This is a genomic window from Enterobacter cloacae complex sp. Mu1197 (assembly GCF_040059225.1).
GTDB lineage: Bacteria > Pseudomonadota > Gammaproteobacteria > Enterobacterales > Enterobacteriaceae > Enterobacter > Enterobacter quasiroggenkampii.
The window spans coordinates 548,417-572,754 of record NZ_CP157375.1 but is presented as its reverse complement, the minus strand read 5'-3'; the positions used below and the strand labels follow the sequence as shown (position 1 = coordinate 572,754).

The window sequence follows — 24,338 nt, the reverse complement described above, 5'->3', positions numbered from 1 at the left end:
CGACGGGACTTAGCGAGCCGGGACCGGCGCTAAGGTGCGGTGCTCGCTCTTCTGGCGAGACGGCGCTTTGTGCACCATGGTGTAGGCGTAATCCACGCCCATGCCGTACGCGCCGGAATGCTCGCGCACGATGTCCATCACCGCGGTGTAGGTCTCTTTACGCGCCCAGTCGCGCTGCCACTCCAGCATTACCTGCTGCCAGGTCACCGGGATCACGCCCGCCTGGATCATGCGCTGCATCGCGTAGTCGTGGGCTTCTTTGGAGGTGCCGCCGGACGCGTCCGCCACCATATAAATTTCGTAGTCGCCTTCCAGCATTGCGCACAGGGCAAAGCTGTTGTTGCACACTTCGGTCCACAGACCGGCCACCACGACCTTCTTCTTGCCGTTGGCCTTCAGCGCATCGCGCACCTTCTGGTCGTCCCAGGAGTTCATGGAGGTACGCTCCAGAATGTCCTGGCCCGGGAACACGTCCAGCAGTTCCGGATAGGTGTTACCGGAGAAGCTTTCGGTCTCTACGGTGGTGATGATGGTCGGGATGTTGAACACCTTAGCCGCTTTCGCCAGCGCCACGGTGTTGTTTTTCAGCACCTGGCGGTCAATCGACTGCACGCCAAACGCCATCTGTGGCTGATGATCGATAAAGATGATCTGACAGTTCGCAGGGGTTAACACTTCGAGCTTTGAAGAGGTCATAGCATTTTCCAGTGGTTAAGGGTAGAAATCGCCGCGAGCGCCGCGACGATAAAGTCACCCTCATCCTGCGGTTTTCCTTCTTCGCGCGTAATTATCTCTTCGTATAGTTAACCTTAGGTATAGTTATACTTTGGTATACCTATCCTATTGTATAACTGGATCTTTGCCGAAACCGGTTCCCATAATCCTGACCATTCCCCTCTCAGTCAGGAGCAGTTTATGGTTACCCCAGGTAAAGCCGATCTCATTCTGGTTAACGGCCAGTTTCACACCGTCGATCGCGAGAATCCTGTCGCGGAAGCCGTTGCCGTGCGCGACGGAAAATTTCTGGAAGTGGGTACCGTCGCCGAGGTGATGCAGCACCACGGCGACGCCACCAAAGTGGTCGACTTAAAAGGCCACACCGCCATCCCCGGCCTCAACGACTCGCACCTGCACCTGATCCGCGGCGGGCTGAACTACAACCTCGAGCTGCGCTGGGAAGGCGTGCCCTCCCTGGCCGACGCCCTGCGGATGCTGAAAGAACAGGCGCTGCGCACCCCGTCGCCGCAGTGGGTGCGCGTAGTCGGCGGCTGGACCGAGTTCCAGTTTGCCGAGCGCCGCATGCCGACCCTCGACGAAATTAACGACGCCGCGCCGGATACCCCGGTCTTCATCCTGCACCTGTACGACCGCGCCCTGCTCAACCGCGCCGCGCTGAAGGTGGTCGGCTACACCAAAGACACGCCAAACCCGCCGGGCGGGGAGATCCAGCGCGACGCCAACGGCAACCCGACCGGGATGCTGATCGCCCGTCCGAACGCCATGATCCTCTACGCCACGCTGGCCAAAGGGCCGAAGCTGCCGCTGGAGCAGCAGGTCAACTCCACGCGCCAGTTCATGCGCGAGCTGAACCGTCTGGGGCTGACCAGCGCCATCGACGCGGGCGGCGGCTTCCAGAACTACCCGGAAGATTACGAGGTGATCGCCGAGCTGCACGCGAAAAAGCAGATGACCATCCGCATCGCCTACAACCTCTTTACCCAGCGTCCGGGCCACGAGCTGGAAGACTTTGAAAAATGGACCGACATGCTCACGCCGGGCCAGGGCAGCGACTTCTTCCGCCACAACGGCGCGGGCGAGATGCTGGTCTTCTCTGCCGCCGATTTTGAAGATTTCCTCGAACCGCGCCCGGATCTCGCGCCGGGCATGGAGGACGAGCTGGAGCGCGTGGTACGCCATCTGGTGGAGCACCGCTGGCCGTTCCGCCTGCACGCCACCTATAACGAATCCATCAGCCGCATGCTGGACGTGTTCGAGAAGGTAAACCGCGACATTCCGTTCAACGGCCTGCACTGGTTCTTCGACCATGCGGAAACCGTGTCACAGGCCAACATCGACCGCATCAAAGCGCTCGGCGGCGGCATTGCCGTGCAGCACCGCATGGCCTTCCAGGGGGAATACTTTGCCGAGCGTTACGGCATCGAAGCCACCCGCCACACGCCGCCGGTGGCGAAAATGCTCGAGACCGGCGTGCCGGTGGGCCTGGGAACGGACGCTACCCGCGTGGCGAGCTACAACCCGTGGACCGCGCTCTACTGGCTGGTCTCCGGCCGCACCGTCGGCGGGATGCAGATGTACGATCACAGCGCCCGTCTGGACCGCGATACCGCCCTGATGCTCTGGACCCAGGGCAGCGCGTGGTTCTCCAGCGAGCAGAACCAGAAGGGGCAGATTAAAGTCGGCCAGCTCGCCGACCTGGCAGTGCTGAGCAAAGACTATTTCCGCGTGCCGGAAGAGGAGATCAAGGGCATCGAGTCCGTTCTCACGGTGGTCAACGGCGATATCGTCTACGCCGCGGGCAGCTTTGGCCCGCTCGCGCCGCCGGCCATCCCGGTTCTGCCCGAGTGGTCCCCGGTGGTCAAGGTGCCGGGCCACTACCGCAGCGCGCCGCCGCAGGCCGCACGCGTGGGTATGAGCGCCGTCCACCACTGCAGCGGCCCGTGCGGGGTTCACAGCCACCAGCATGATTTCGCCCGCACGTCAGCGATGCCGGTGTCCGACGATAACGCTTTCTGGGGGGCGCTGGGCTGCAGCTGCTTTGCATTCTGATGAAAAACACCACTATGCCGCCCCGGATCGACCTGGGGCTGTTCTTCCTGCGCCTGACCGGCAGCCTGCTGCTGCTCTACGTGCACGGCCTGCCGAAGGTGCTGCACTTCAGCGAAGAGCTGACGCGCATTGAAGATCCGTTCGGCTTCGGGCCTTACGCCAGCCTGATCCCGGCGATTGTCGCCGAGGTGATCTGCCCGCTGTTGATCGTTGCGGGCGTCTACACCCGCCTGGCGTGCCTGCCGATTATCGCCGTGCTGCTGGTGGCGATGCTGGCGGTCCACCCGAACTGGTCGATTGCCGAAGGGCAGTTTGGCTGGCTGCTGCTGATTATCTTCACCACTCTCGCTCTCACCGGGCCGGGCCAGTGGCGGCTGCAGCGTAAGGCAACGGAGAGATTCGCATGACCCAGGTTAACGACGTTCGCGACGCACACGTCGAGACGACGCCCACACCGACAGTTTCACCCTGGCAGCCGCTGAGCCAGCCGGTGTTCCGCATGCTGTGGATCGCCACGGTGGTCTCTAACGTCGGCTCATGGATGAGCGACGTCGGCATCAACTGGAGCATGCTGACCCTGAGCGCCGACCCGCTGGATATCGCGCTGGTGCAGGCGGCCAGCAGCCTGCCGATGTTCCTCTTTGCCCTGCCGTCCGGGGTGATGGCGGACATCGTTGACCGACGTAAATACCTGCTTTTCTCCCAGCTGTGGGTGTTCATCGCCGCCGCCGGGCTGACGGTGCTCTCCTTCACCGGACACGTCACCCCCACCGTGCTGCTGGTGGCGACGTTTCTGCTGAGCGTGGGGGCGGCGATGAGCTCGCCGCCGTTCCAGGCCGTGGTGCCCGATCTGGTGAGCAAGCCGGAGCTGGGCGCCGCCGTGGCGCTGAACTCGCTCGGGGTGAACATCAGCCGGGCGATTGGCCCCGCGCTGGGCGGTTTCCTGCTTTCGCTCGCCGGGCCGTGGATGGTGTTTGCCCTGAACGCGCTGTCCGTGGTGGGCGTGGCGTGGGTACTGTGGCGCTGGCGTCCGGCACCGTCCATTCAGCGTCTGCCGCCGGAGCACTTCTTCTCTGCGGTGCGCACCGGCATCCGCTACGTGCACGCCGCCCCGGTGCTGCGCAACGTGCTGGTGCGTACCGTGGCGTTCTTCGTTTTCGGCAGCGCGGGCTGGGCCCTGCTGCCGCTGGTGGCGCGCCGCGAGCTGGGCTTAGGCCCCGCGGGCTACGGCGTGATGCTGGCGTGCATTGGCCTGGGGGCGATTGCCGGGGCCATCCTGCTGCCGCGCCTGCGCCAGCGGCTGAACGCCGACCGCCTGATGGTGGCCGCGAGCCTGGTCTTTGCCCTCACCATGCTGGCTCTGGCGTTTGTGCGCCACGTCTGGCTGCTCAACCTGTTTGAGTTCTTCACCGGCTTCGCGTGGATTGCGGTGCTCTCGACGCTGAACCTCGGCGCCCAGCGCAGCGCTGCCCGCTGGGTGAAGGCCCGGGCGCTGGCGGTCTACCTGACGGTGTTCTTCGGCTCAATGACCACGGGCAGCGCCATCTGGGGGCAGATAGCCTCCCGGTTCGGCACCCCGACCGCGCTGGTTGTCGCCACGCTGGGGATGGTGCTGGCAAGCGCCACCGTGTTCCGCTGGAAGCTGGAGAAAGACCCGGAATTAAACCTCGACCTGAGCGGCCAGCCGCTGGACGGCGTGGAGATCGACCTGCCGAACGAGCGCGGCCCGGTGCTGGTCTCGCACGAGTACATCATCGACCCGCACAACGCAAAAGCCTTCCTGGAGGCGGTCCACGAGCTGCGCCGGGTGCGACGCCGCGCCGGGGCGATGAGCTGGGCGGTGTACGAGGATATTGAGCGCCCCGGCCTGTTTATCGAGACCTTCCTGATGGGCTCGTGGATTGAGCATCTGCGCCAGCAGGAGCGCCACACCATGAATGACCTCCTGCTGCAGAGCCGCGTTCTGGCTTTTCATCAGGGCACAACATCACCGGCAATTCGTTATCTGGTCGCGCCGGTATAACCATAACCATCACCTGCACAGGAACACACTATGGCAACGTTTAAGGCAAAAGACGGCACGCAGATTTACTACAAAGAAGGCGGCGCGGGCAAACCGGTTCTCTTCAGCCACGGCTGGCCGCTGGACGGCGACATGTGGGACAGCCAGCTGAACTACCTGGCCGAGCGCGGCTTCCGCGCCATCGCCTTTGACCGTCGCGGCTTTGGCCGCTCGGATCAGCCGTGGAACGGTTACGACTACGACACCTTTGCGTCCGACATCAACGACCTGATCACCACCCTGGACCTGCAGGACGTGACGCTGGTGGGCTTCTCCATGGGCGGCGGCGACGTGACTCGCTATATCAACAACTACGGCAGCGCGCGCGTGGCCGGTCTGGCGCTGCTGGGCGCGGTGACGCCGATCTTCGGCAAATCCGACTCCTTCCCGCAGGGTGTGGATCAGAGCGTGTTCGACGGCATTCGCGACGGACTGCGTAAAGATCGCGCCCAGTTCATCAGCGACTTCGCCACCCCGTTCTACGGCACCAACGCCGGACAGACCGTTTCTGCCGGTGCCCTGACGCAGACGCTGAACATCGCCCTGCTGGCCTCCCTGAAGGGTACCATCGACTGCGTGACCGCCTTCGGCGAAACCGACTTCCGCCCGGATATGGCGAAAATCGATGTTCCGACGCTGGTGATCCACGGCAGCAACGACCAGATCGTGCCGTTTGAAAGCACCGGCAAGCTGGCGGCAGAGATGATCAAAAACGCCACGCTGAAGGTGTACGACAACGCACCGCACGGCTTCGCGCTGACCCACCAGGACCAGCTTAACGAAGACCTGCTGGCGTTTGTGAAGTCGCTGTAAGTAAATTTTCCGGGGGGTGTAACCCCCCCATTTGAACTTGAGGGAGTGAAAAACACACACAAATCTAAATCTTTAATCTCTTCCGTATATCTGAGGGAACTAAATATAATAATGTCTTACCATCTCTTGAAGAAATAAATATTTTTTTGTCCACTAAGTCATTCAAGTGATTACGTGCTGTATTTGCCGAAATTGAATATGAATTCGAAACTTCTTTCACAGTAAATAGACGACCGGGTTCTTTCGTTCCTTTTTTTATTAAATCCTTTTGAACAAAATTCAAACTTGAATTGAATTTGCTATTTTCAAGCAATTCAATCACTTCATAAAATTCATTTGTCTTATCTTTCAAGTACCGCTGTAAAGCATCAAATGACTCAAGTATTATATCGAGTTGAAAGTCGATGAAATAAGTCAGATCGTTCTGATCCTTTTCACTGTACAAATATGACAACCCATAACCTTTTGCATTATCTTTGATATGCTTACTTATTGAGACATATCTAAAAAGGTTATACTCGTGCTTTAACATATACCAGTAAAAAAGCGCTCTTGCTGTTCTTCCATTACCATCTCTAAATGGATGTTCATAACCAATCATAAAATGAAGTATTATTGCCTTAATGACCGGAGGAATGAACTCACAACCATTCGTACCGGAATGGTCCATGTTTGCAAACTCGCATAACTTATTTATTCTATCAAAAATAAGTTCATGAGATGGCGGCTTATATGCAATATCGCCATGACCATCATCAACATAGATGTCGTCATTAGATCTAAATTCACCAGGAACAACATTATTTTCACCAGTACCAGAAATAGCAATAGCATGAAATTCAAGAATCATGTCTATTGATAATTCTTCTTTACACATTTTTTCTGCATGCCTCAGAAGAAGGAAGTTATTCAGAATCATCCTTTCATCTTCATCGATAGGCTCACGTTCATCTTCAAGCATCTTTTTTGCAACTGCACGAGTGGTTGATGCACCTTCAAGTTGAGCACTCGTTATTGCTTCTTCCATTATCAATGATGAAACAAGATATTTTTTTTGTATCGTTTCTGAGGCCTCACTGCCTGCAATACTACCTACAGTTGCGCCAGCTAGTTTCACAATTTGATGTAACTTAGCCTCCATAGAGTGAGGTACACAATATGAGAACCGCCCCCCTGCAGGATCCTGAAGCGGTATGTACTTCTGTTGGACCATTCTTTTAAATTTGATGGCATACCATATACTTACAGCCTTGTCTCGTGGAACTCTGCGCTTAAGCTGATCCCAGTGCAAATATCTGTCTTTTTCATCAGTTATGTTGTATGAACTCAGATAAGGGGAAATCTGAGCAAAGTCTAACTTACTGATATCAAAGAGAGGTGCTTTCTCAACCAATGTTCTCGCCATTTTTAAACTCATTTTTAAAATATTGCGTTATTGACGTATCTATGCGTCAAAGGTGAAGAAAAGTCAAGAAATTGAATTTGAGATGATGTGTTGAAGATTCATGCTCACTGGGCAAGATCATGCTTTCGCTCTTAACGGAATTTATAGCAATTTATCTCATCGAGACCTATTCAATGAAGATCTGCTGGCGTTTGTGAAGTCGCTGTAATGCTTTAAATGCGAAGCCTGATGGCGCTTCGCTTATCAGGCCTACAAGGGCTGGTCCTGTAGGCCGGGTAAGGCGCAGCTGCCACCCGGCGCTTTCGCAGACGCGTTCCGCTCCGCCAGCAGCCGACAAATCTCCGCATGCTTCTCCTCGGTAAAGGTAAAGCGCGACATAAAGCCCATGCGGATCAACGAGCCAATCGCCGGTAACAAACAAATCCCGAAGAACAGCCCCGACAGCACGCCTTCGCTCTGAAGTTGCGCCTGCGGCACGTAGCCGATCATCGTCAGAAACACGCCGATTAACCCGCCGCCCACTGCCACCGACATCTTGCCGGTAAAGGTCTGCCCCGAGAAGGTGATCGCCGCGCAGCGCTTGTGAGTGTGGTACTCCGCGTACTCAATGGTGTCGGCAATCATTGACGAGGTAAGGATGTTGGTCATCATCACGAACAGCGTGCTCAGGCCGAGCAGAATAAACAGCATCGTCACCTGCTGATAGCCCACAAACCACATCACCACGCGCACCGCCACGTCCAGCCCGCAGAGGATCATAAACAGCTTCCGCTTCTGCATCCGGCGCGTCAGCATCGGGGCGACCAGGCACAACACCGCCGCGACTATTCCCATCACACCAATCGCCATCTGCAGGCTGCCGTCGCCCAGGTTGTTGATAAAGAAGTAGATATAGAGACCGCCCGCCACGTTGTGGAACACGCAGAAGAAGAACGACAGCAGGACGATAAACAGCGGCTTGTTCTGGCGCAGGTTGTGGAAGGTGTCGCGGATGGTCACCTTTTCCGGGCTCGGCGGCACGCGCTCTTTGATCTGCATGAAGCCGTTAAGCATCAGCGGCAGGCCCACCAGCATCATCACCAGCGCCGCCATAAAGTAGCCTTTGTCATTGCTGTACTGGGCGAAATAGGCCGCCAGCTTCGGGAAGAAGATGTTGGCGCAGGCAATCCCGGCGTTCACCCCGAGCATCGCCGCCGTCACCGCGCGGGTGCGCTGCCCGGAGTCGTTGGTCATCACCGACGACATCGACCAGAACGGGATATCGGAGATGGCGTACAGCGTCCCCCACAGGATGTAGGTCACCCCGGCGTAGAGGATTTTGGTGGTCATGTCCGCTTCGATTTTATAGAACGACAGCAGCGTGACGCCGGTGATCAGCAGCGGGGCGATCAGCAAAAAGTGGCGGAACTTGCCGAACCGGCTGTTAATGGTGTCCATAATGCTGGCAAACAGCGGATCGTGAACCGCGTCCCACGCGCGGGCAATCAGGAAGATGGTGCTCGCCGCCAGCGCCGAGATCCCCAGCACGTCGGTGTAAAAATAGTTAATAAACGAACCCACTAAACCAAAGCTAAAACACTGACCTAAACCATAACCAAAATAAGACCACAGCTCGCGAGACGGTATTTTCATTGTTGTTGCCATTGTTATATGCCTGCCTGGTTGCCCGGCGGTGGACCGCCGGGTCGATATTATTAGTCCTGCGCCTGCGGGGCGATCTTGCGCAACTGCTGCATCAGGGCGATTTCACGGCGCGAGAACGGAATACCGTTCTCCTCAAACACGTCGTGGAACCAGAGGCGGCAGTAGTCCGTGGACTCCTTCATCACCACCGGCCACGGCAGCCACGTCTGGGTTTTGCCACGCACCAGCCCCCACTGGTATGGCGCGACCTTCGCCGCGTACATCAGCGGGAGCTGCTCTTCGATGGTGCTGCCCACGTGGCGCGCCAGCCATTCGGTACAGAACATCGGTCGTCCGAGCTGTTGCAGCTGCTGGATAATCGCCGTCATGCGCCCGGTGTGGATGTAGGCGTGGAAGCTCACCACGTCCGAGAGCGCCAGCGCGGTCTGGTCCAGCGGGTGCTGGAAGAACGTCTCGCCCTCCTCTTCCGGCGGCAGGCGCCACGCGCAGACAGTGAGCGGCTGGGTTGGTTCTTCTTCTCGCACCCACTGGAATGCCAGCTTCATCAGCGCGTGGGCGCAGGTCTCCAGCTTCGCGTCGTACTGCACCTCCTGCGTGCCTGTCGCGAAAATGCCGCGGTTGCCCGGCTCGTTATAGAGATCCCACAGCAGCACGCGCTTATCGTCGCGGAACTGGCGGACAACGTCGCGGATATAGCGCTCAATGTCTGCCCAGCAGTCGGGATCGCACACCTTGTCACGCCCCGGGCTCGCCGCCGCCTGGCTGTTGTGCTTGCCCGGCACCGGCGGCTTTTGCGGGCCGAGATACGGCTCGTCGCCAGAGAAGCCGCAGTCATCCATCAGGGTCAGCATGGTGCTGAACCCGTGGCCGTCGGCAATCGTCAAAAAGCGGTCGATGCGCGCCATCAGCCCGTCGCGGTCGTGCTCCCAGACGATAAACGGCAGGTTGATGCGCAGGGTGTTGTAGCCCGCCTCCGCCGCCCAGCCCAGCTCGCGGTCAATCGTCACGGCGTCGAAGGTCTCTGCCTGCCAGATATCGGTCCAGTTCACCGCCGTCGACGGCAGATAGTTAAACCCGCACAGCCAGCCCTTCTGCTGATACCACGCCTGTGCCTGCTCCCTGCTCCACTGATCTTTCATTACGCGTCCTCTTACTGATAATATTTAGCTAATAAATATTAGTTGCAGGATAAATGCGCAATTTCCCGCACGAAGAAAAGCGATGCCCCTCACAAAGTTCACGCTTCGATGAATGAGAAACGTGATCGACGGCGCGTAAGCGTGCGGTTAGGGTATGATGCGAAGTCGCGAGAGGGAGAGGACGGATGAAGCGAAAAACGAAAGTGACGATGAACGATATTGCGCGGGCGGCCGGGGTGTCGCAGGCGACGGTATCGCTGGTGCTTAACCAGTCCCGCAACATCAAGCTCAGCGACGACACCCGCCAGCGGGTGATTAACGTGGCTACCGAGCTCGGCTACGACCGCCTCCCCGCCGTTCACGCCCCGCGCAACCAGGAAGAGATCGCCCTGCTGGTCAGCTCCATGCAGAGCTTCGACCCGTTTATCGACGCCATCAGCCAGGCACGGGAAGCGGCGTGGCGCAACGAGACCCTGCTCACCGTCTACGACTACGGCGACGACATCGAGCTGGCGCTGAACATCATCCGCCAGCTGGAGAAGCGCAACTGCATCGGGATTATTCTCGCGTCTCCGGTCACCACGCTGGTCGACATGACGGCGTTCCAGGACTGCACCCGCATCCCGCTGGTGCTGCTCAACCAGCGCGACCCCGGCTCGCCGCTGCTGCCGTCGTTTATCCCGGACGACTACGCCAACGCCTTCCAGGTGACTAAACACCTCATCGCCTGCGGGGCGACGCGCATCGCCCACATCACCGGGGAGAGCTGGATGGAGGCCTCCCGCCAGCGTCTGGCGGGCTACCAGGCCGCGCTGCAGCAAGCCGGACTCGCGTGCGACGACAGTCTGGTGCGCCAGACCAACTGGCAGTTCAGCGAGTCCTTTACCGCGACGAGCTCTCTGCTGGAACTGGCCGAGCGCCCGGACGCCATCTTCTGCGCCAGCGACTGGCTGGCGATCGGCTGCTATCAGGCGCTGGCGGTGAACGGCGTGCGCATCCCGCAGGATATGCTGCTGGCGGGCTACGACGACCAGAAGATCTCCGAGCAGCTCACCCCGCCGCTGACCAGTATTCAGCTGCCCTACAGCGAACTGGGACGGCTGGCGGTGGAGTACCTGTGCAATCAGGAAGATGCCGCCACGCACGTGACGCTGGCGGGCAGGCTGAAGGTACGCGCCTCAAGCCCCGTCTGAGGTAAACACCATCCCCGCGTAGGGCTTCTCGCGGCACGCCGCCAGGCGCGCGGCGAGGCTGCCCATGTGCAGCTCCAGCTTGTGCCCGTCCGGGTCGAGAAAATAGAACGACGCCCCCGCGCTTTTGTTCTGCTTCCAGACGGTGACGCCCACCTGCTCCAGCCTGTGCGAGAACGGTTCAAAATCTTCTTCCGCCACGGTAAACGCGTAGTGGGTATAGTCGCTCTCCTGCGGCGGCACGTACTGGCGCGCCTCGTCGTACGACAGGCAAACCCACAGATCGCCGCAGGTGAGATAGGCCCCGGTATTCCAGCGGGCGTGCAGGGTCAGCCCCAGCAGCTCGTGCCAGAAGGTGACGCTTTTTTGCAGGTCGCTGACCGCGAGGGTCAGATGGTTGAGAGATTGCAGCATGACGTGCCCTTTTGTTTTTCGCGCCGGACGTGGTACGGTAAAAGCATGAACATAAACCACGCCGTCCTCACCGTAAACCGCTGGTGGCTGCCTTCTTAAAGGCGGCACGGAGTAGTTTTCCCCATTTTCAGATAGCCGCCGAAAGGCGGCTTTCTCACATCTAAGACCCCTTTCGGCAACTGCCCATTAAGGAGTCTTTATGAACGCACCAACTATCCTCACCGGCGATCGCCCAACCGGCCCGCTGCACCTTGGCCACTTCGTCGGATCGCTGCGCCAGCGCGTGGCGCTCCAGCAGACGCACAACCAGTTTGTGCTGATTGCCGATCTGCAGGGGTTGACCGACAACGGTAGCAACCCGCAGAAGATCCGCGACAACATCCCCGAAGTGCTGGCCGACTACCTCGCCGCGGGCATCGACCCGAACCTGACCACCATCTGCCTGCAGTCCGCCCTGCCCGCCCTCGCCGAGCTGACGATGCTGTACATGAACATCGTCACCGTCGCCCGCGTGGAGCGTAACCCGACGGTGAAAAACGAGATTGCGCAGAAGGGCTTCGCCCGCTCGCTGCCGGTCGGGTTTATGGCCTACCCCATCAGCCAGGCGGCGGACATCACCGCGTTTAAGGCCGAGTGCGTGCCCGTCGGCGACGACCAGCTGCCGATGATTGAGCAGACCAACGAGATTGTGCACAAGATGAACAGCCTGCTGCACGCGCCGGTGCTGCGCCACTGCAAGGCGATGCTGAGCGACACCAGCCGCCTGCCCGGCATCGACGGCAGCGCCAAGATGTCGAAATCGCTCGGCAACACGCTGCACCTTTCTGCCAGCGAAGAGACCATTCACCGTGCGGTCAGCGCCATGTACACCGACCCGAACCACCTGAAGGTGAGCGACCCGGGGCAGATTGAGGGAAACGTGGTGTTTACGTATCTCGACGCGTTTCATCCGGACAAGGGCAAAGTGGCGGCGATGAAGGCGCACTATCAGGCGGGTGGGCTGGGTGACCGGGTTTGCAAGAACGAGCTGGAGGGGTGTTTGCAGGAGCTGATTGCGCCGATGCGGGAGCGGAGGGCGATGTATATGCGGGATAAGGGGGAACTGATGGCGATGCTGAAGCGCGGGACGGAACGGGCGCAGGGGGTGACGCAAGGGACGTTGAGGGAGGTGAAGGTGGGGTTGGGGGTGCCGGTGTTTTGAGAGCGATATAAAGAATAATCCCGGCGCAGGGCCGGGATTATTATCAGGCGTTGCGCTTAATCACCGGAATATCGCCGGTGTCGTTCAACGCTCCTGGAAATGTTTTTAACCACTGCGCGACTTTCTGTTTATTGATATTCACCACGCTCATCCCTTCCAGGCATCCCCATAATTCTCTTGTATGCTGTGGCGTAATCACAATGCAGTCTTTCATGGCGCGGATTTTTACCGGCATACCGTTGATAAAGCCTGCACGAGTTAACCAGTCGCCGCCCAGGAGAAGATATTTCATGTCTATGCGCGCATAGAGTTCACAGCAGGCTGCACAGTCCTGCGGCGTTTCCGCGCGGGGATGGACGGGGGCCGCGTTGGTCTGGTTGCCGTGTAAACGGCGGGCGCTGTTTTTGCGTACCAGCTCGCGGTTTTCAATCATGCCGGTGAAAGCGTCTGATTCTGTTTTGCAAACAGTAAACTCTGGCTTAAAATTCGTCGCAGCCATTTTCAACTCCCTATAAGTTGGTTGTGGTTAGCGGTATGGGGGTGTTGCAGCACCTTCATATCGCGAATTGCTCGTTAAATTTTCTTTGATACTTCCTTTGCCGTTCGGCGTAATTTCTGATGCTCATTATACAGGGCTGAATATAAATACAGCTGTTTGGTGTGGGGTAAATTTGGAATTTGCGAGGGGGATTCAGGAAATAGAGTTCTGTGGGGGTAAGGTCATGTTTTTGTCGGTACCTCAGCCCGCCGATACTGGCTATCAACCGATTATAAACTCGCTGGGCGGTAAAACCGCCGCCGTCCCGGTCTTGTGGTACTTTATTCATATGATCAGCAAAGGCATCACTAGCGCAACGGGCCACCCTACCCTGCCAGTATGACCTGCTTCAGGCCCGCTTTGAGGTGCAGCACACCCGGATTAAGGATCCATCTCTGGCTCAGGAATTGCGGGATTTCGTTGAGGAATGTTATGCCCCTTCCCGCGCACGTCAGATATTCCGCGCCGGAGAGTTGGACGACGATACAAGTGACGATGCGGCCTGGGTGGGACATCGTACTTTCTCAACACAGTGCCTGGCCGTACACTCCATCACGAGACGCCGGGCTGGCCAATACAGTCGCGGGCGGCTACCTCACCTGCAAACAGTGGTGGGCCGACGACACCGTTGGGCTGAAGGCCTGACTCCTGCTACTCCCGGCCCCGGATATCTGGACGGCGCTTAAAAAGATCGGCCAATCGCAGGCAATATAGAGAGATCGTGCTGCGCTCGCTGGTCAGTGAACGCAATATGCAGGTATCACAGGATGGACGTGTTTACCCCGGCTACGGCGGTAATGCCGATGGTACGCTCACCAACGCCGCCACGCGGTTAGCCTCCACTGCTGGGAACATCATTGGTAGTGCGGTGGCCTTCCCAGCGTTTAACAGCGTGCATCAGGCTCTGCCAATGGTTCAGGCGTTTCTGCAAATGGCGTTGTTAATTTGTATTCCGCTGATAACGTTGTGTTCGGAGTGGGACGTGAAGGCGGTGATAACACTGACGTTTGTGCAGTTCGCGATGATTTTTCTAACATTCTGGTGGGAGCTGGCGCGGTGGCTAGATAGCTGGCTGCTGGGAGTGCTTTACAGCAGTGATACTAACAGTAGCTGGAATCTGGCCGGGATCCAGAACTCGCATAATAATGTGATTATTAATCTGGTGATTGGGTCTATGTTTCTAGCGCTGCCGACATTCTGGCTGGGGGTGATGACATGGGTTGGAGTGAGGGTCAGTGTGGCGGTGAATGGCGCGTTGGCGGGTGGGGTTAAGTGGCACAGGATAGTGTGTGGAAAGCTAGGGGGATGATTGGGAGATGAGCGATTACTGCCTCGGCACTGTGCGGCATAAAAATGAAATAAAATGTCACCTTATTGGATAGGCAACATTCAATACCTAAAAGCACAAAACCGTCCAAAAACAGTCATGCTTGGCTATCTGGTGATTTTTCTTTAGTTTCAATTAAAGTAGGTTGATTTACAACCATATGATTCACTAAGCTAGTGATCTGTATGGATAAACATCATTGAACATTGACTAAGTGTTGTTCATAATTCCTCCCAAAGGTCTGGGGATAGCCATAAACCTCGGGGCGGTAGCGTGGCATTTGTTTTTTATCACAGCAATAAAGATTCGATGACAATCCGTGATTTTTAATCACCTCAATCAAATGATTACATAGAGAGTGGACATGGCAATTTTCCAAGTAGCAGCAAGAACATTACTTCATTTAGGTTCAGAGTTAATAACTTCAGATGCTATTGCAGTAAATGAATTGATAAAAAACTCAATCGACGCAAAATCTGAGGAGATTGATATTTTTTTCATATCGCCAATATCCCAAGAAGACATAACTAATTTTATTGATTTAGTTTCGACTAATCAAATAGTTGATTATAATTCACTAGCCGAATCATTAATAGAAAGAAAAAGAATAGAACTGAGCGATGATGTATGCTTAGAATTCCATAATAAAGTTAAAAGAATATCTAAACTAAAAGACAAAGAAAAAGTTATCTCTGAGTTAAGGAAGATAAACTATATTAGATTTTTAGACTCAGGCATCGGCATGTCTGAAGAAATTTTAAGCGAAGTATTTTTAAAAGTTGGAACTAATTTTAAAGAAGTAAATGATAACTCTGATGAAGTTTATCTCGGTAATAAAGGTATTGGTCGTCTCGCAATGATGCGATTAGGAAAAAATTCTGAGGTAACAAGCTGGCGTTCCAAGGATAACTGCAATAAAGTCTATTTTAATTGGAGAAAATTTGAAGATCCAGAAGTACTTCTATCCGATATTGAAATTAAGTTAGAACAAACAAATGTCCCATGTGAGAACTATGAACATGGAACGGAAATAATCATTTATGATCTAACTCATAATTGGACAAAAAGCTTTATAGTTACAGAGATCATAAATAATTTCTTACGCCGTTTACGGGATCCTTTTTCAGAAAATGAGGATGAGTTTCCAATTAATGTTTATTTTAACTCATTAGATTATGATGACAGGTTACCTATCGATGCTATGTCCCCAGAGTTATGGAACTTAGCACAAAAAGTCGTCGAACTGATATTTAATCCTAATGAAGATAAACAAATAATATTAAACATTTTGGATCCTAAAAATAAAGATAGTATTTCACCATATAGTACGAATTTAAAGACCTTAGCACATAAATTCAACTGTACTGAAAAAGAGTTATCTGAAATTGGACCATTTTCCTTTAAACTCCGTTGGTACAATCGGAAGGCATTAAAAAATGATATATTAAACCAGTCGCTAAGTTCTAAGAGCAAAGATTTGCATACAGAACTAGATCTTTGGAGTGGTGGTATTGCAATATATCGAGATGGATATCGTATTGGCTACTCTGGTTCCCAATCAGACAAGGATTGGTTTGAGATAGATAGTTTAGCACTTAAGGGGCAAGGTTACACTGTAAATAGGATACAATTAATTGGTTCTCTTCAAATCACAAAAAGATACAATAATAAATTACAAGATAAGTCGAATAGAGAAGGTTTAATCGACAATACGCAAGTGTCTTTAGTTAAGAGGATTATTCAAGAGATAGCAATACAAACATTTAAGGAATCAATTAATAAAGATAAATATATTAAGGCCAGTGACAGAGCTCAGAACATTATTGATAATGATGTAGGAAATGCTATAGACAAACTCAATAAAGTAAAAGAAACTATTACATCACTTAATAAAAATGCTACAAAAGAACAAAAAGATCACTTAAAACATATACAAGAAAATCTTCACTTTGTTTCCACAACAGTACGTGAGTTCGAATCAATAACAAAATCATTAAAAGATCAAAGGGAGGACATTCTAGAACTAGCTGGTGCGGGCACTATGGTACATAGCGTACTTCATGAATTAATGCGTTCAACAAATCAAACGAGAGAGTTGCTGATTAATTTATCCAATGAAACAAGTAATGAAAAAATATCATCTCTATTGATGAAACTTGAGTCAGAGATAAAAACAATTGATATTAGACTAAGACAGTTTCATCCTATCGGAAAAGCAGTTCGCAATAGAGCAACTGAATTTAACATATTTGAAGATATAAATGTCATTCTAGGCGGTTATGCCCAAAAATTTGCTGATAATGATATCCGTGTATATGTTACTTTAGATAACTCACCAGAAATAAACGATTTTAAGATAAAAATGGTTAGAGGATTTTTATCTATTGCACTAGAAAATCTAATATCTAATTCATATTATTGGCTTTTGAAAGATAAGATATTCTCATCTTTGTCAAAATCAACAGAACGAGCTATTTATATTGATGTAGAGTCAGATACACGTGTAATTCACTTCTCCGACACAGGACCTGGAATCGACCCAAACGATCGTGAACGCATTTTTGAAGCAGGCTTTAGCACTAAAAACAGCGAAAAGGATGGACGTGGCTTTGGATTATTTATAGCCAGAGAAGTCACAATGTATCACGGCGGGAACTTATATTTATCTGATGTGCAAAGCCAAGAAGATAGCAGACTTAGACACTTCATTCTTGAATTACCAAAAGATAAAGACTAAAACATTATGAACAAATCAAAAATTAATTTCACCAATATTATAATCATTGATGATGATTATTCTCCAATATACAAACCGGAGAGATTGCTTCAATATGGCGTTAGCGATCAGGTTAGCAGAAAATTAATGGATAAATCGGATCGAAATACCAAGGCATGGTTAAAAATACTTACGGAAAAAGGCTTGCCATCGGAGAATTTAGAACAAAGACTTATAGCCTTTTCAATGGGAGACATTGCTGATAAAGCACCTGAATATTATAAAAAAAATCTTATTGAAGTTGTCAACTGTAGGATCAATGAGCAAAAACCAAAATTAGATTCTATTAAAAAATGGTTAATAGATTTAGGATCAAATAATGACTGCATTAAATTTTTCAATAATGATGTCGATGCGCTAGAATACTCTAACAACAATCATCCAGATTTATTCATTGTAGATTTGATGCTTGATGACTCAACTGAATCCACTGGATTAATTAAGGAATTATTCAACAATGATAAGATCAGAAAAAATAGTCAATTTATCCTAATGTCCTATCACAAAGATAAGATATTAGATAATTTTAGGACTCTACATAAATCACTTAAAGTTAGCAGTTCACGTTTTAAAGTAATAAACAAGCCTATAGTAAATGATTTAAGTTCAGAGATTCAGTGGAAACATGTTTTTATCCAGCTTGATATTGAAAAAGAGTTTATGAGAGAGCAGGATAACTTTCAAAACTCATGGAGTGTTTGCGTTGATGATGCAGCAAAAAATCTAAAAGAAAAAATCTGGGAATGGGACAGTAGACATATAAACAGATTGAGGCTTTCTGCTGAAGCCGATCATTTATCTTTTTCAGATTATTTTTCTGAGATCATGGCAAAGCATATAGTTTCAGTTTTTGAAAGTTCCAGAGCCTCTAAGGATGAAATGGATTTATTGTCATCAAAGATGGCTAAGGTGGATAATAAAGCATTCATTCTTAACTCATCTTTAGAAGTAAAAGATCCATATGAAGATTTGAAAATAATGCTTGCTGATATTAACTCGCACCGTTCTGAATGGTATGATAATGTTGATTCCATTATCTCATTTTCTTCCTTCTTAAGGGTAATTAAATTTGGCACAATATTACTTAAAGATAATGAATACTTTGTAAATATAACACCACCCTGCGATTATATCCATTTAAAAGAGGAACGTTCAAAAGAAGAGAGTCTATTATTTATTCCTGGCGTTCAATTTAACTCTTATAAAGAAGAACAACTTGGAAATAAAAAACACATCACTCCATTTGTTACAATAGGAAAAAATATCCAAGGAATAAAATGGAACTTACGAAATCCTAAGACATTTACCGTTTACGAACTTTTCGAATCTATAAAAGAATATTCCATCGCTGGACAACTCAAGTCCGACATTGCTCAAATAATAAGTAATAAATTCGCATCTGCAATAAGTCGGGGAGCCGAAGTTAGAGTTCCAAGATTTGAAGATTTAAATTTATACCACTGTTATTTCAATCCACAAGATAACTGCTTTAATTTAAAATGTATTAATGTCGATAGGAAAATAGATCCAACAACCCTTTTTGATAAAGATGCTTTAGCTTTTCCTGTTAAACGATATAAAGATCTAAGCGCGAAATCACATAAAAAAGAACATCATATTGTGATGATTGAAAATAGGATAGTCTCGGAGTTGGTGGGAAATATAGCAAAACCACAAGATAAATTGAGAGATCTTTGTTTGGACCTTATTTATGGTCTACAATATGAGGAAGGCTCTTTTGAAAAAGACTATGATAACATAACCCTAGTTATAAATAATAAATTTGCAAAAATTCTAGCTGCAAATCTTCAAAAAGCCAAAAAGTTATACAATGAAAAACAAGAGATTCTTAATATACTTATGATCGAAACCGTGTGATATCCTGCCCTTGAACTATCAAATAGTATTGATATGATGGTTCAAGGGCAATCATTATGATTTTAAATTATTTATGGCAAATTAAACATGCACTACCACCTTCATCCTCTCCATAGATATCATCAATATCCTCTGGAGCCTTACTCATAGGTCTTAGCACGTTGACAGGAATACTTCTCCTGATTCTCTCTCTACGAACTTCATATTCCTTTTTTATTTGTTGCATTCTATCTGGTTGCTCCAATTGTGCTAAGGATTCACCTTTAGACCATGTAAAAGGTGAACCATGCTCAAGAGAGTCTTTTTCAAGATCCTTAGCTGCTTCAAATGCTTCTGGATGTCTTTCCTTCAACCTCACCCATTCTATTTTTTGCTGGAAAAAGCAAAAAGTACATCCACTTCGCGAACGCCATTCATAATATTTTGGATAACCGAGTCCTGATGATTCCAAAATATCAATAACCCCTGGTTTATCTATACCCACCTCACGGAAAGGTAATTTTACATGGAGGTTAGAAGATTTAGAGGTATAGCCTTCTCGGTAATCTTCATCCGCTCGTATCGCAACATATGATGTAACATCATCCCCTGCAGCTAGCCAAGGCCTGATCCATTCTTCAAATGGCAATAGTTTTAGTTGCCTAGTACACCACCGAGTTTGGGGACTAGGTAGAAAATGGTTGTATTGCTTTAGCCAGAATCTAAAATCTCGACGCGGATTTAGACGAATAATTGGCTTGCCTAAGTACCCCTCAAGTCGCCCGAGGAATTCATACACCTCAGGTAGCTCTTCACCTGTGTCAGTGAAAAAATAATCTATATCGAGATGGGGATAGGCATCACGCATATACACAGCCAGCGCAGCGCTATCCTTACCTCCTGACAATCCTAACACATGTCGTTCAGCCATCTACTCCCCCTTTTCACTGACAACAAGCTCCATTCCTACCTTGGCAATAATAGCCAAAGCTACCTCAGTGTTTAGATTCTGGTTTTGTAATATTGAAACAATCTCTTTAAATTTTGATTGTATAGTGTCCTGATGGTGTTCCGAAATTGCGAAGGAACGAGAAACAGTTACAGTTTCTGAGCCGGTTCCCAAAACCAATGCAATTGCTTCACTATGTGATTCTCTCCCTTGGACAGATGCAAATGCTTCTGCCTCTCGAAAACGTCGAGCTAATTTACTTAGCTCTAATATTGCAGCATCAATATGACGATCAACCCACCCTTTTGGTGGAGTCTCAACAGCAAAACTTACCAAACCTTCGATAGATACTATATCATTCTCAAAATTGGCTAAACGTCCAGCAAAGGCATCTAGTCTTATATCCCCTAAAATACCAGATACAGCACTAGCCCTAATCTTCAGAGACTGGATATCATTAGGGTTAACATCTAATGCAAGGAAAAGCTTCTCTTTTACTTTTGATAATTGTTTTTCATAGGCATACAATAATTCTTTAATTATTGGTCTTAAAACTTCTATATAACTTTTTCCATCCGAAACCTTGAGTAAGGTGACCAAATCAACAAAAAGTACCTTGTGTGGATCATTAGCTTTCAAAAGCATATCGCGAACAGATTTTGCAACAGAGCTAATTTTCTGAGTTTTTCTAGTCCAATCAGGTAAGTTATAAACCATGCCAACCAAGCCTCTTGCTGCATCAAGAGGGTCGATGCTAGTCCTATTTTCACATACTTCGCTCAATAGGTTTGATATACCTTCTAAAATCTCGTTCTTGTTCTTATCGAGAGCAACCCATCGCAATGAGAACCGAGCTGGTGCTTGTAAACACTCATCAACATCAACATCTTCAAGATATGGCATAAACATACTATCTTTATATATTGCAATCGTAGATTTATGAGCTAATACAAATGCAATTAAAATGACTGGTAATAGTCCTTGTTTAATGCCGAAAGGGGGTAATGACCAAAACTCATAGATTTTATCTATCGAAATTTTACTATCAACATCGGTGAATAATGCTTGTGTTGCATCCCACAAATCATTCAAATTACTAGCCGAGCCTTTTTCCGGAGAAAGAAACGATAATTCTCCATCTTTATTTTTACGGTGTAAGCCAGTTTGGTTTATGAGAGTATCATAAAGCCCTCTCTCAGCAGGGTATCCAGAGAATCCAACGAATTCTTCTTTCTCATGCTGAATCATTGCATGTAGTAATAAACGTCGAGCCTTAACACTGCTGCTAGACAGATTATCTCTATTAACCAGTTCACTATAAATACGAGGTGAAGAGTAATACAGCCTATCTGCAAAATCAGAAGCTAGTATCGCAATTTTTTTAACTTCAAGTGGTTTATCATCTAATCCATCATACCAATAGGTTTGCAACAACGCAGACTGAAGTTGATGTTCAAGATCTGCACTTGTTGCAGACAATAAAGCATGAACTTCTCGACGAGCAATACGGTCACCTTCTAATGAAGTATAATTTTTAATGTTTTCAAGAACTACAAGCTTTTCAGCTAACGAATTAATGCTGTTAGAGTTTTCTGGTATTCCAATAATGATAGGGAAAGGAGAGAAGCGAGAAAACTCTTTTGCTTTTTCTCTTGCCTTATTTTCCCCAACACCACGATTTGGTATCGCAAGGATAAAACAACCAAATTCACCTCTTAACGGATAATAGTTATTAGCGTATTTTTCAACTTGTTCAAAATCGCAAAGAATAACATCCATCCATCTCATAGTACCTGTTTTATGATAGTGTCTCTTAGCAACAACAGGGTGTAATCCCATAAGCTTTGATAATTTTTGATAGTTAATACCAGGAAACTTTGCCATTTCTTGAGAAATGGCACTGTCAATATCAAAGTCACTACCTTCAAATACAGACCATGTGTCCAAATAACTTTTGAATAAAATAACCTTATACGAAGCTAACTCATCTAATGCTTCAGTTAATTCATCGTTCTTTTTTTCTGGGAATAATGTACCAAGAGATTTAGCATTTGCTACTAAACCAGAACCATTTCTAAACAGGTCGATTATGGCAATTGATTTAATCAGATTTACCAAAAACACATTGGAAGTTTTGGATTCTGTTCTTTCAACTGCATCAATGGCTTGTACCCAGCGGTGTCCATCCGAGGATGCTAAAATGCTTGGTTCAAGATTTGCTCGCATGTAGTCCCAATAATTACTCGGCCCATAGTTTGAATAATTATCAAAATTAGTAGTTTTCAGATAATGCGAAAAACCAGATGGTTCTACTGAAGAGATAAAGCCAAAAATGCTTCGTTCATTCTGCCCAAACTGCCTTTTCGAAATTGGTCCCAGCAACATTGCCATAACCGGATGCAATGGCCAACATTTTTCTAATGAAGCAGAGAATTGCTCTCTAATATTTGTTCTTTTATGTCTAACAACATCTGTTATGATATTTGCCGCATCAGATATCCATGTTGGATATACCTCAGTTTGTATTGCCTTACTAAGTAATTCAACAATTTCATCACTAGCTGCAATAAATGGCAGATCAATATATCGGCCTTGTACTTTAGACCAATCATCTCTCGTATTTACTCCCAATCTCATAGCATACTGAGAAAATGACTGATGTAGTATTCCAATAATGACTAACCGTCCCTCGGAACGAGCAGCTGCTTCTGCCAACTCTTGGAAAAAGAATACATCATCACCGATATTTAGCGCTGCCGCTTCGAGATACTTACCCATTTCATCAATTAAGATGATAACACCATCATCGACTTGTTGTAACGCAAGATGAAGTAATTCATCTATTAGTTCAGAAGGAGAAATTTTTTTACTGCTTTTCCTTCCTAAAGATTTATTTAGTGCTGCATAAAGATCTAAAACAACACTCCCACGCCTCCCAACCAGAGGAAGAATACTCCAACCATTTTTTACCGGAAACGCCTGTTCAAAACCATTAATTGACTCGGTATTTAATACGCTGCGAGCCTTATTTCTTACTATTTCATTTGAATGCACAGCGCTCCCCAGGACAACGGCAAGAGAAGATTTCCCTCCGCCAAATGGTCCCGTTAAGGTAAAACCACGCTGATTTGTACTCAATATATGATTACATATATTTTCGATAACAGATGATGCAGTATTATGGCAAAAGTAGCCATTTAAGGCATCAGATAGCCCCATATCCGAATCGATCCGAATCGATCTTTGATATTGCGGGGATATGCTTACCACATCAGATAGTAGTTTTTGTGATATATTATTCGTCATATGCCCACCTAATCATCTTTTCTTTAAAATTCTCTTGCTCTGTTTCTGTCAACACTTTTTTGTGTATTTGCCTTAACCCTGCCGAGTCAGTCCAAGCCAACACGCCCTCTGTAAACTCAGACAATTCGATCAAATATTGCGCAACCGATTCTTCATCGAGTTTAAATACTCTCCCTGGAGAACCCTCGGTATAAATAATATTTTCAAAGGCTAAGGCACTCAAACCATCGGCCTTCTGTTGCCAAAAGTCCATTAATGCAAAAGCGAATATCCCTTTGTGTAACGATGCTTTTGGCCCACGGCGAAAAGCATACTGCCCTTTGTGTATTTCCTGTAAAAGACCTATTTCACCGAGTAAGGGCTCAGCATAATCTTCAGGGGAACCACCCGAAGAGCGTGGGGCATAGCTACGGAGACATACTTCCAAATCACGCTCTAATGTTGCAGGAGAAAGACGGTGTTCAGGAACAATCTCTTGAGCATAATTAGCTAATACACCCTCTAAATCCTTACGCGTAAAAGCAGGCATCGTCACATGATTGAAGAGCCAATACCAAGTGGTTGAACGTAAACATTTACCGGCAAGATGCCAATGGATTAACCATGCTGTTGATGAATGTTCAGCATAAGGGTCAAATCCGTTATCGCTGAGGATCGATGATGCTAGCTTTGTTATAACAAATTCTTTTGTTGTTGCATCTTCAATGATCCCACAAGCCAGAGCCCAATGACGGATTGAGCTCACCATATTTTTACCTACACCAAAAGTTGCTATGGCATCTTTATTAGTAAAGACCGATTTAGGCAATAGACCATCTTTAGTTGATTGATCTACAACCTTTTTTAACCACATTTGACGTAGGGGAAAGGTCTCATGTCCGGAGAAATGAGCAGGAACTCTACGATTACTCTCTGAAGTACTTTGCATTA

17 protein-coding genes and 1 pseudogene are annotated in these 24,338 nt (G+C 49.1%); 9 read left to right on the top strand and 9 right to left on the bottom strand.

Translation table 11 applies throughout. The annotated features are described in order from the left end of the window. Nucleotides 1-9 precede the first annotated feature (9 nt). On the bottom strand, nt 10-696 hold the full coding sequence (locus ABFV38_RS02665; protein WP_008501349.1) for a hydrolase: 687 nt from the start codon (nt 694-696) through the stop codon (nt 10-12). Between the two features lie 219 nt (nt 697-915). Here ABFV38_RS02665 and ABFV38_RS02660 point away from each other — a divergent pair, with 219 nt between their 5' ends. Genes ABFV38_RS02660 through ABFV38_RS02645 form a run of 4 tightly spaced genes read left to right on the top strand, consistent with a single transcriptional unit; the run spans nt 916 to nt 5,662 of the window. After that, nucleotides 916-2,787: an amidohydrolase gene (locus tag ABFV38_RS02660; protein ID WP_348958403.1), complete on the top strand. Its 1,872-nt coding sequence runs from the start codon at nt 916-918 to the stop codon at nt 2,785-2,787. Further along, nucleotides 2,787-3,194 carry a DoxX family protein gene (locus ABFV38_RS02655; RefSeq protein ID WP_348958401.1) on the top strand — a complete coding sequence of 136 codons (408 nt, stop codon included), beginning with the start codon at nt 2,787-2,789 and terminating at the stop codon, nt 3,192-3,194. Before ABFV38_RS02660 ends, ABFV38_RS02655 begins: the two co-directional genes overlap by 1 nt. Then, nucleotides 3,191-4,810, top strand: a complete 1,620-nt coding sequence (locus ABFV38_RS02650; RefSeq protein ID WP_348958399.1) for an MFS transporter — start codon at nt 3,191-3,193, stop codon at nt 4,808-4,810. Before ABFV38_RS02655 ends, ABFV38_RS02650 begins: the two co-directional genes overlap by 4 nt. 30 nt (nt 4,811-4,840) lie before the next feature. Then, the gene (locus ABFV38_RS02645; RefSeq protein ID WP_032675870.1) at nt 4,841-5,662 is read left to right on the top strand and encodes an alpha/beta hydrolase; all 822 of its coding nucleotides are present in this window, start codon (nt 4,841-4,843) and stop codon (nt 5,660-5,662) included. A gap of 64 nt (nt 5,663-5,726) precedes the next feature. Here ABFV38_RS02645 and ABFV38_RS02640 read toward each other — a convergent pair whose 3' ends face one another. The 3 genes from ABFV38_RS02640 to ABFV38_RS02630 all read right to left on the bottom strand — a co-directional run bounded on the left by ABFV38_RS02640 (nt 5,727) and on the right by ABFV38_RS02630 (nt 9,850). Further along, complete coding sequence (locus ABFV38_RS02640) at nt 5,727-7,067, bottom strand: Fic family protein (protein WP_205919434.1); 1,341 nt, start codon at nt 7,065-7,067, stop codon at nt 5,727-5,729. Nucleotides 7,068-7,316: 249 nt separating this feature from the next. After that, a complete protein-coding gene (locus tag ABFV38_RS02635; RefSeq protein WP_235402553.1) occupies nt 7,317-8,711 on the bottom strand; it encodes an MFS transporter in 1,395 nt (464 codons plus the stop codon). A gap of 50 nt (nt 8,712-8,761) precedes the next feature. Then, complete coding sequence (locus tag ABFV38_RS02630; protein WP_348958396.1) at nt 8,762-9,850, bottom strand: cellulase family glycosylhydrolase; 1,089 nt, start codon at nt 9,848-9,850, stop codon at nt 8,762-8,764. Nucleotides 9,851-10,035: 185 nt separating this feature from the next. Between ABFV38_RS02630 and ABFV38_RS02625 the strand changes: the two genes are divergently transcribed. Then, a complete protein-coding gene (locus ABFV38_RS02625; protein ID WP_348958394.1) occupies nt 10,036-11,043 on the top strand; it encodes a LacI family DNA-binding transcriptional regulator in 1,008 nt (335 codons plus the stop codon). Here ABFV38_RS02625 and fosA read toward each other — a convergent pair. Next, nucleotides 11,029-11,454, bottom strand: coding sequence for a FosA/FosA2 family fosfomycin resistance glutathione transferase (gene fosA, locus ABFV38_RS02620; protein ID WP_348958393.1), 426 nt, complete (start codon nt 11,452-11,454; stop codon nt 11,029-11,031). The genes ABFV38_RS02625 and fosA overlap by 15 nt on opposite strands. Before the next feature lie 199 nt (nt 11,455-11,653). Between fosA and trpS the strand changes: the two genes are divergently transcribed. Beyond that, complete coding sequence (gene trpS / locus ABFV38_RS02615; protein ID WP_348958392.1) at nt 11,654-12,655, top strand: tryptophan--tRNA ligase; 1,002 nt, start codon at nt 11,654-11,656, stop codon at nt 12,653-12,655. 43 nt (nt 12,656-12,698) lie between these two features. Here trpS and ABFV38_RS02610 read toward each other — a convergent pair whose 3' ends face one another. Further along, on the bottom strand, nt 12,699-13,154 hold the full coding sequence (locus ABFV38_RS02610; RefSeq protein WP_082142150.1) for a SymE family type I addiction module toxin: 456 nt from the start codon (nt 13,152-13,154) through the stop codon (nt 12,699-12,701). A 229-nt stretch (nt 13,155-13,383) separates the two neighbouring features. Between ABFV38_RS02610 and ABFV38_RS02605 the strand changes: the two are divergent. The 3 genes and pseudogenes from ABFV38_RS02605 to ABFV38_RS02595 form a co-directional block, all read left to right on the top strand. Next, nucleotides 13,384-14,513 (top strand): annotated as a pseudogene (locus tag ABFV38_RS02605) (conjugal transfer protein TraG N-terminal domain-containing protein); the annotation flags it as partial. A 371-nt stretch (nt 14,514-14,884) separates the two neighbouring features. Next, nucleotides 14,885-17,257 carry a sensor histidine kinase gene (locus ABFV38_RS02600; protein ID WP_348958391.1) on the top strand — a complete coding sequence of 791 codons (2,373 nt, stop codon included), beginning with the start codon at nt 14,885-14,887 and terminating at the stop codon, nt 17,255-17,257. Between the two features lie 6 nt (nt 17,258-17,263). Then, entirely contained in the window at nt 17,264-19,174 is a 1,911-nt protein-coding gene (locus ABFV38_RS02595; RefSeq protein ID WP_348958390.1) for a hypothetical protein, read from the top strand. Nucleotides 19,175-19,241: 67 nt separating this feature from the next. Here the strand turns inward: ABFV38_RS02595 and ABFV38_RS02590 are convergent, their stop codons facing one another. Genes ABFV38_RS02590 through ABFV38_RS02580 form a run of 3 tightly spaced genes read right to left on the bottom strand, consistent with a single transcriptional unit; the run spans nt 19,242 to nt 24,336 of the window. Continuing rightward, complete coding sequence (locus ABFV38_RS02590) at nt 19,242-20,084, bottom strand: phosphoadenosine phosphosulfate reductase family protein (RefSeq protein ID WP_348958389.1); 843 nt, start codon at nt 20,082-20,084, stop codon at nt 19,242-19,244. Next, the gene (locus tag ABFV38_RS02585; protein WP_348958388.1) at nt 20,085-23,408 is read right to left on the bottom strand and encodes an ATP-binding protein; all 3,324 of its coding nucleotides are present in this window, start codon (nt 23,406-23,408) and stop codon (nt 20,085-20,087) included. It lies immediately after the preceding gene. Continuing rightward, nucleotides 23,398-24,336 carry a DUF4007 family protein gene (locus ABFV38_RS02580; protein ID WP_333119050.1) on the bottom strand — a complete coding sequence of 313 codons (939 nt, stop codon included), beginning with the start codon at nt 24,334-24,336 and terminating at the stop codon, nt 23,398-23,400. The genes ABFV38_RS02585 and ABFV38_RS02580 overlap by 11 nt, the downstream gene beginning before the upstream one ends. Between the last annotated feature and the right edge of the window lie 2 nt (nt 24,337-24,338).

Coding starts and splice junctions, on each gene's coding strand:
- ABFV38_RS02665 (WP_008501349.1), bottom strand. CDS start 696: ATGACCTCTTCAAAGCTCGAAGTGTTAACCCCTGCGAACTGTCAGATC.
- ABFV38_RS02660 (WP_348958403.1), top strand. CDS start 916: ATGGTTACCCCAGGTAAAGCCGATCTCATTCTGGTTAACGGCCAGTTT.
- ABFV38_RS02655 (WP_348958401.1), top strand. CDS start 2,787: ATGAAAAACACCACTATGCCGCCCCGGATCGACCTGGGGCTGTTCTTC.
- ABFV38_RS02650 (WP_348958399.1), top strand. CDS start 3,191: ATGACCCAGGTTAACGACGTTCGCGACGCACACGTCGAGACGACGCCC.
- ABFV38_RS02645 (WP_032675870.1), top strand. CDS start 4,841: ATGGCAACGTTTAAGGCAAAAGACGGCACGCAGATTTACTACAAAGAA.
- ABFV38_RS02640 (WP_205919434.1), bottom strand. CDS start 7,067: ATGGCGAGAACATTGGTTGAGAAAGCACCTCTCTTTGATATCAGTAAG.
- ABFV38_RS02635 (WP_235402553.1), bottom strand. CDS start 8,711: ATGGCAACAACAATGAAAATACCGTCTCGCGAGCTGTGGTCTTATTTT.
- ABFV38_RS02630 (WP_348958396.1), bottom strand. CDS start 9,850: ATGAAAGATCAGTGGAGCAGGGAGCAGGCACAGGCGTGGTATCAGCAG.
- ABFV38_RS02625 (WP_348958394.1), top strand. CDS start 10,036: ATGAAGCGAAAAACGAAAGTGACGATGAACGATATTGCGCGGGCGGCC.
- fosA (WP_348958393.1), bottom strand. CDS start 11,454: ATGCTGCAATCTCTCAACCATCTGACCCTCGCGGTCAGCGACCTGCAA.
- trpS (WP_348958392.1), top strand. CDS start 11,654: ATGAACGCACCAACTATCCTCACCGGCGATCGCCCAACCGGCCCGCTG.
- ABFV38_RS02610 (WP_082142150.1), bottom strand. CDS start 13,154: ATGGCTGCGACGAATTTTAAGCCAGAGTTTACTGTTTGCAAAACAGAA.
- ABFV38_RS02600 (WP_348958391.1), top strand. CDS start 14,885: ATGGCAATTTTCCAAGTAGCAGCAAGAACATTACTTCATTTAGGTTCA.
- ABFV38_RS02595 (WP_348958390.1), top strand. CDS start 17,264: ATGAACAAATCAAAAATTAATTTCACCAATATTATAATCATTGATGAT.
- ABFV38_RS02590 (WP_348958389.1), bottom strand. CDS start 20,084: ATGGCTGAACGACATGTGTTAGGATTGTCAGGAGGTAAGGATAGCGCT.
- ABFV38_RS02585 (WP_348958388.1), bottom strand. CDS start 23,408: ATGACGAATAATATATCACAAAAACTACTATCTGATGTGGTAAGCATA.
- ABFV38_RS02580 (WP_333119050.1), bottom strand. CDS start 24,336: ATGCAAAGTACTTCAGAGAGTAATCGTAGAGTTCCTGCTCATTTCTCC.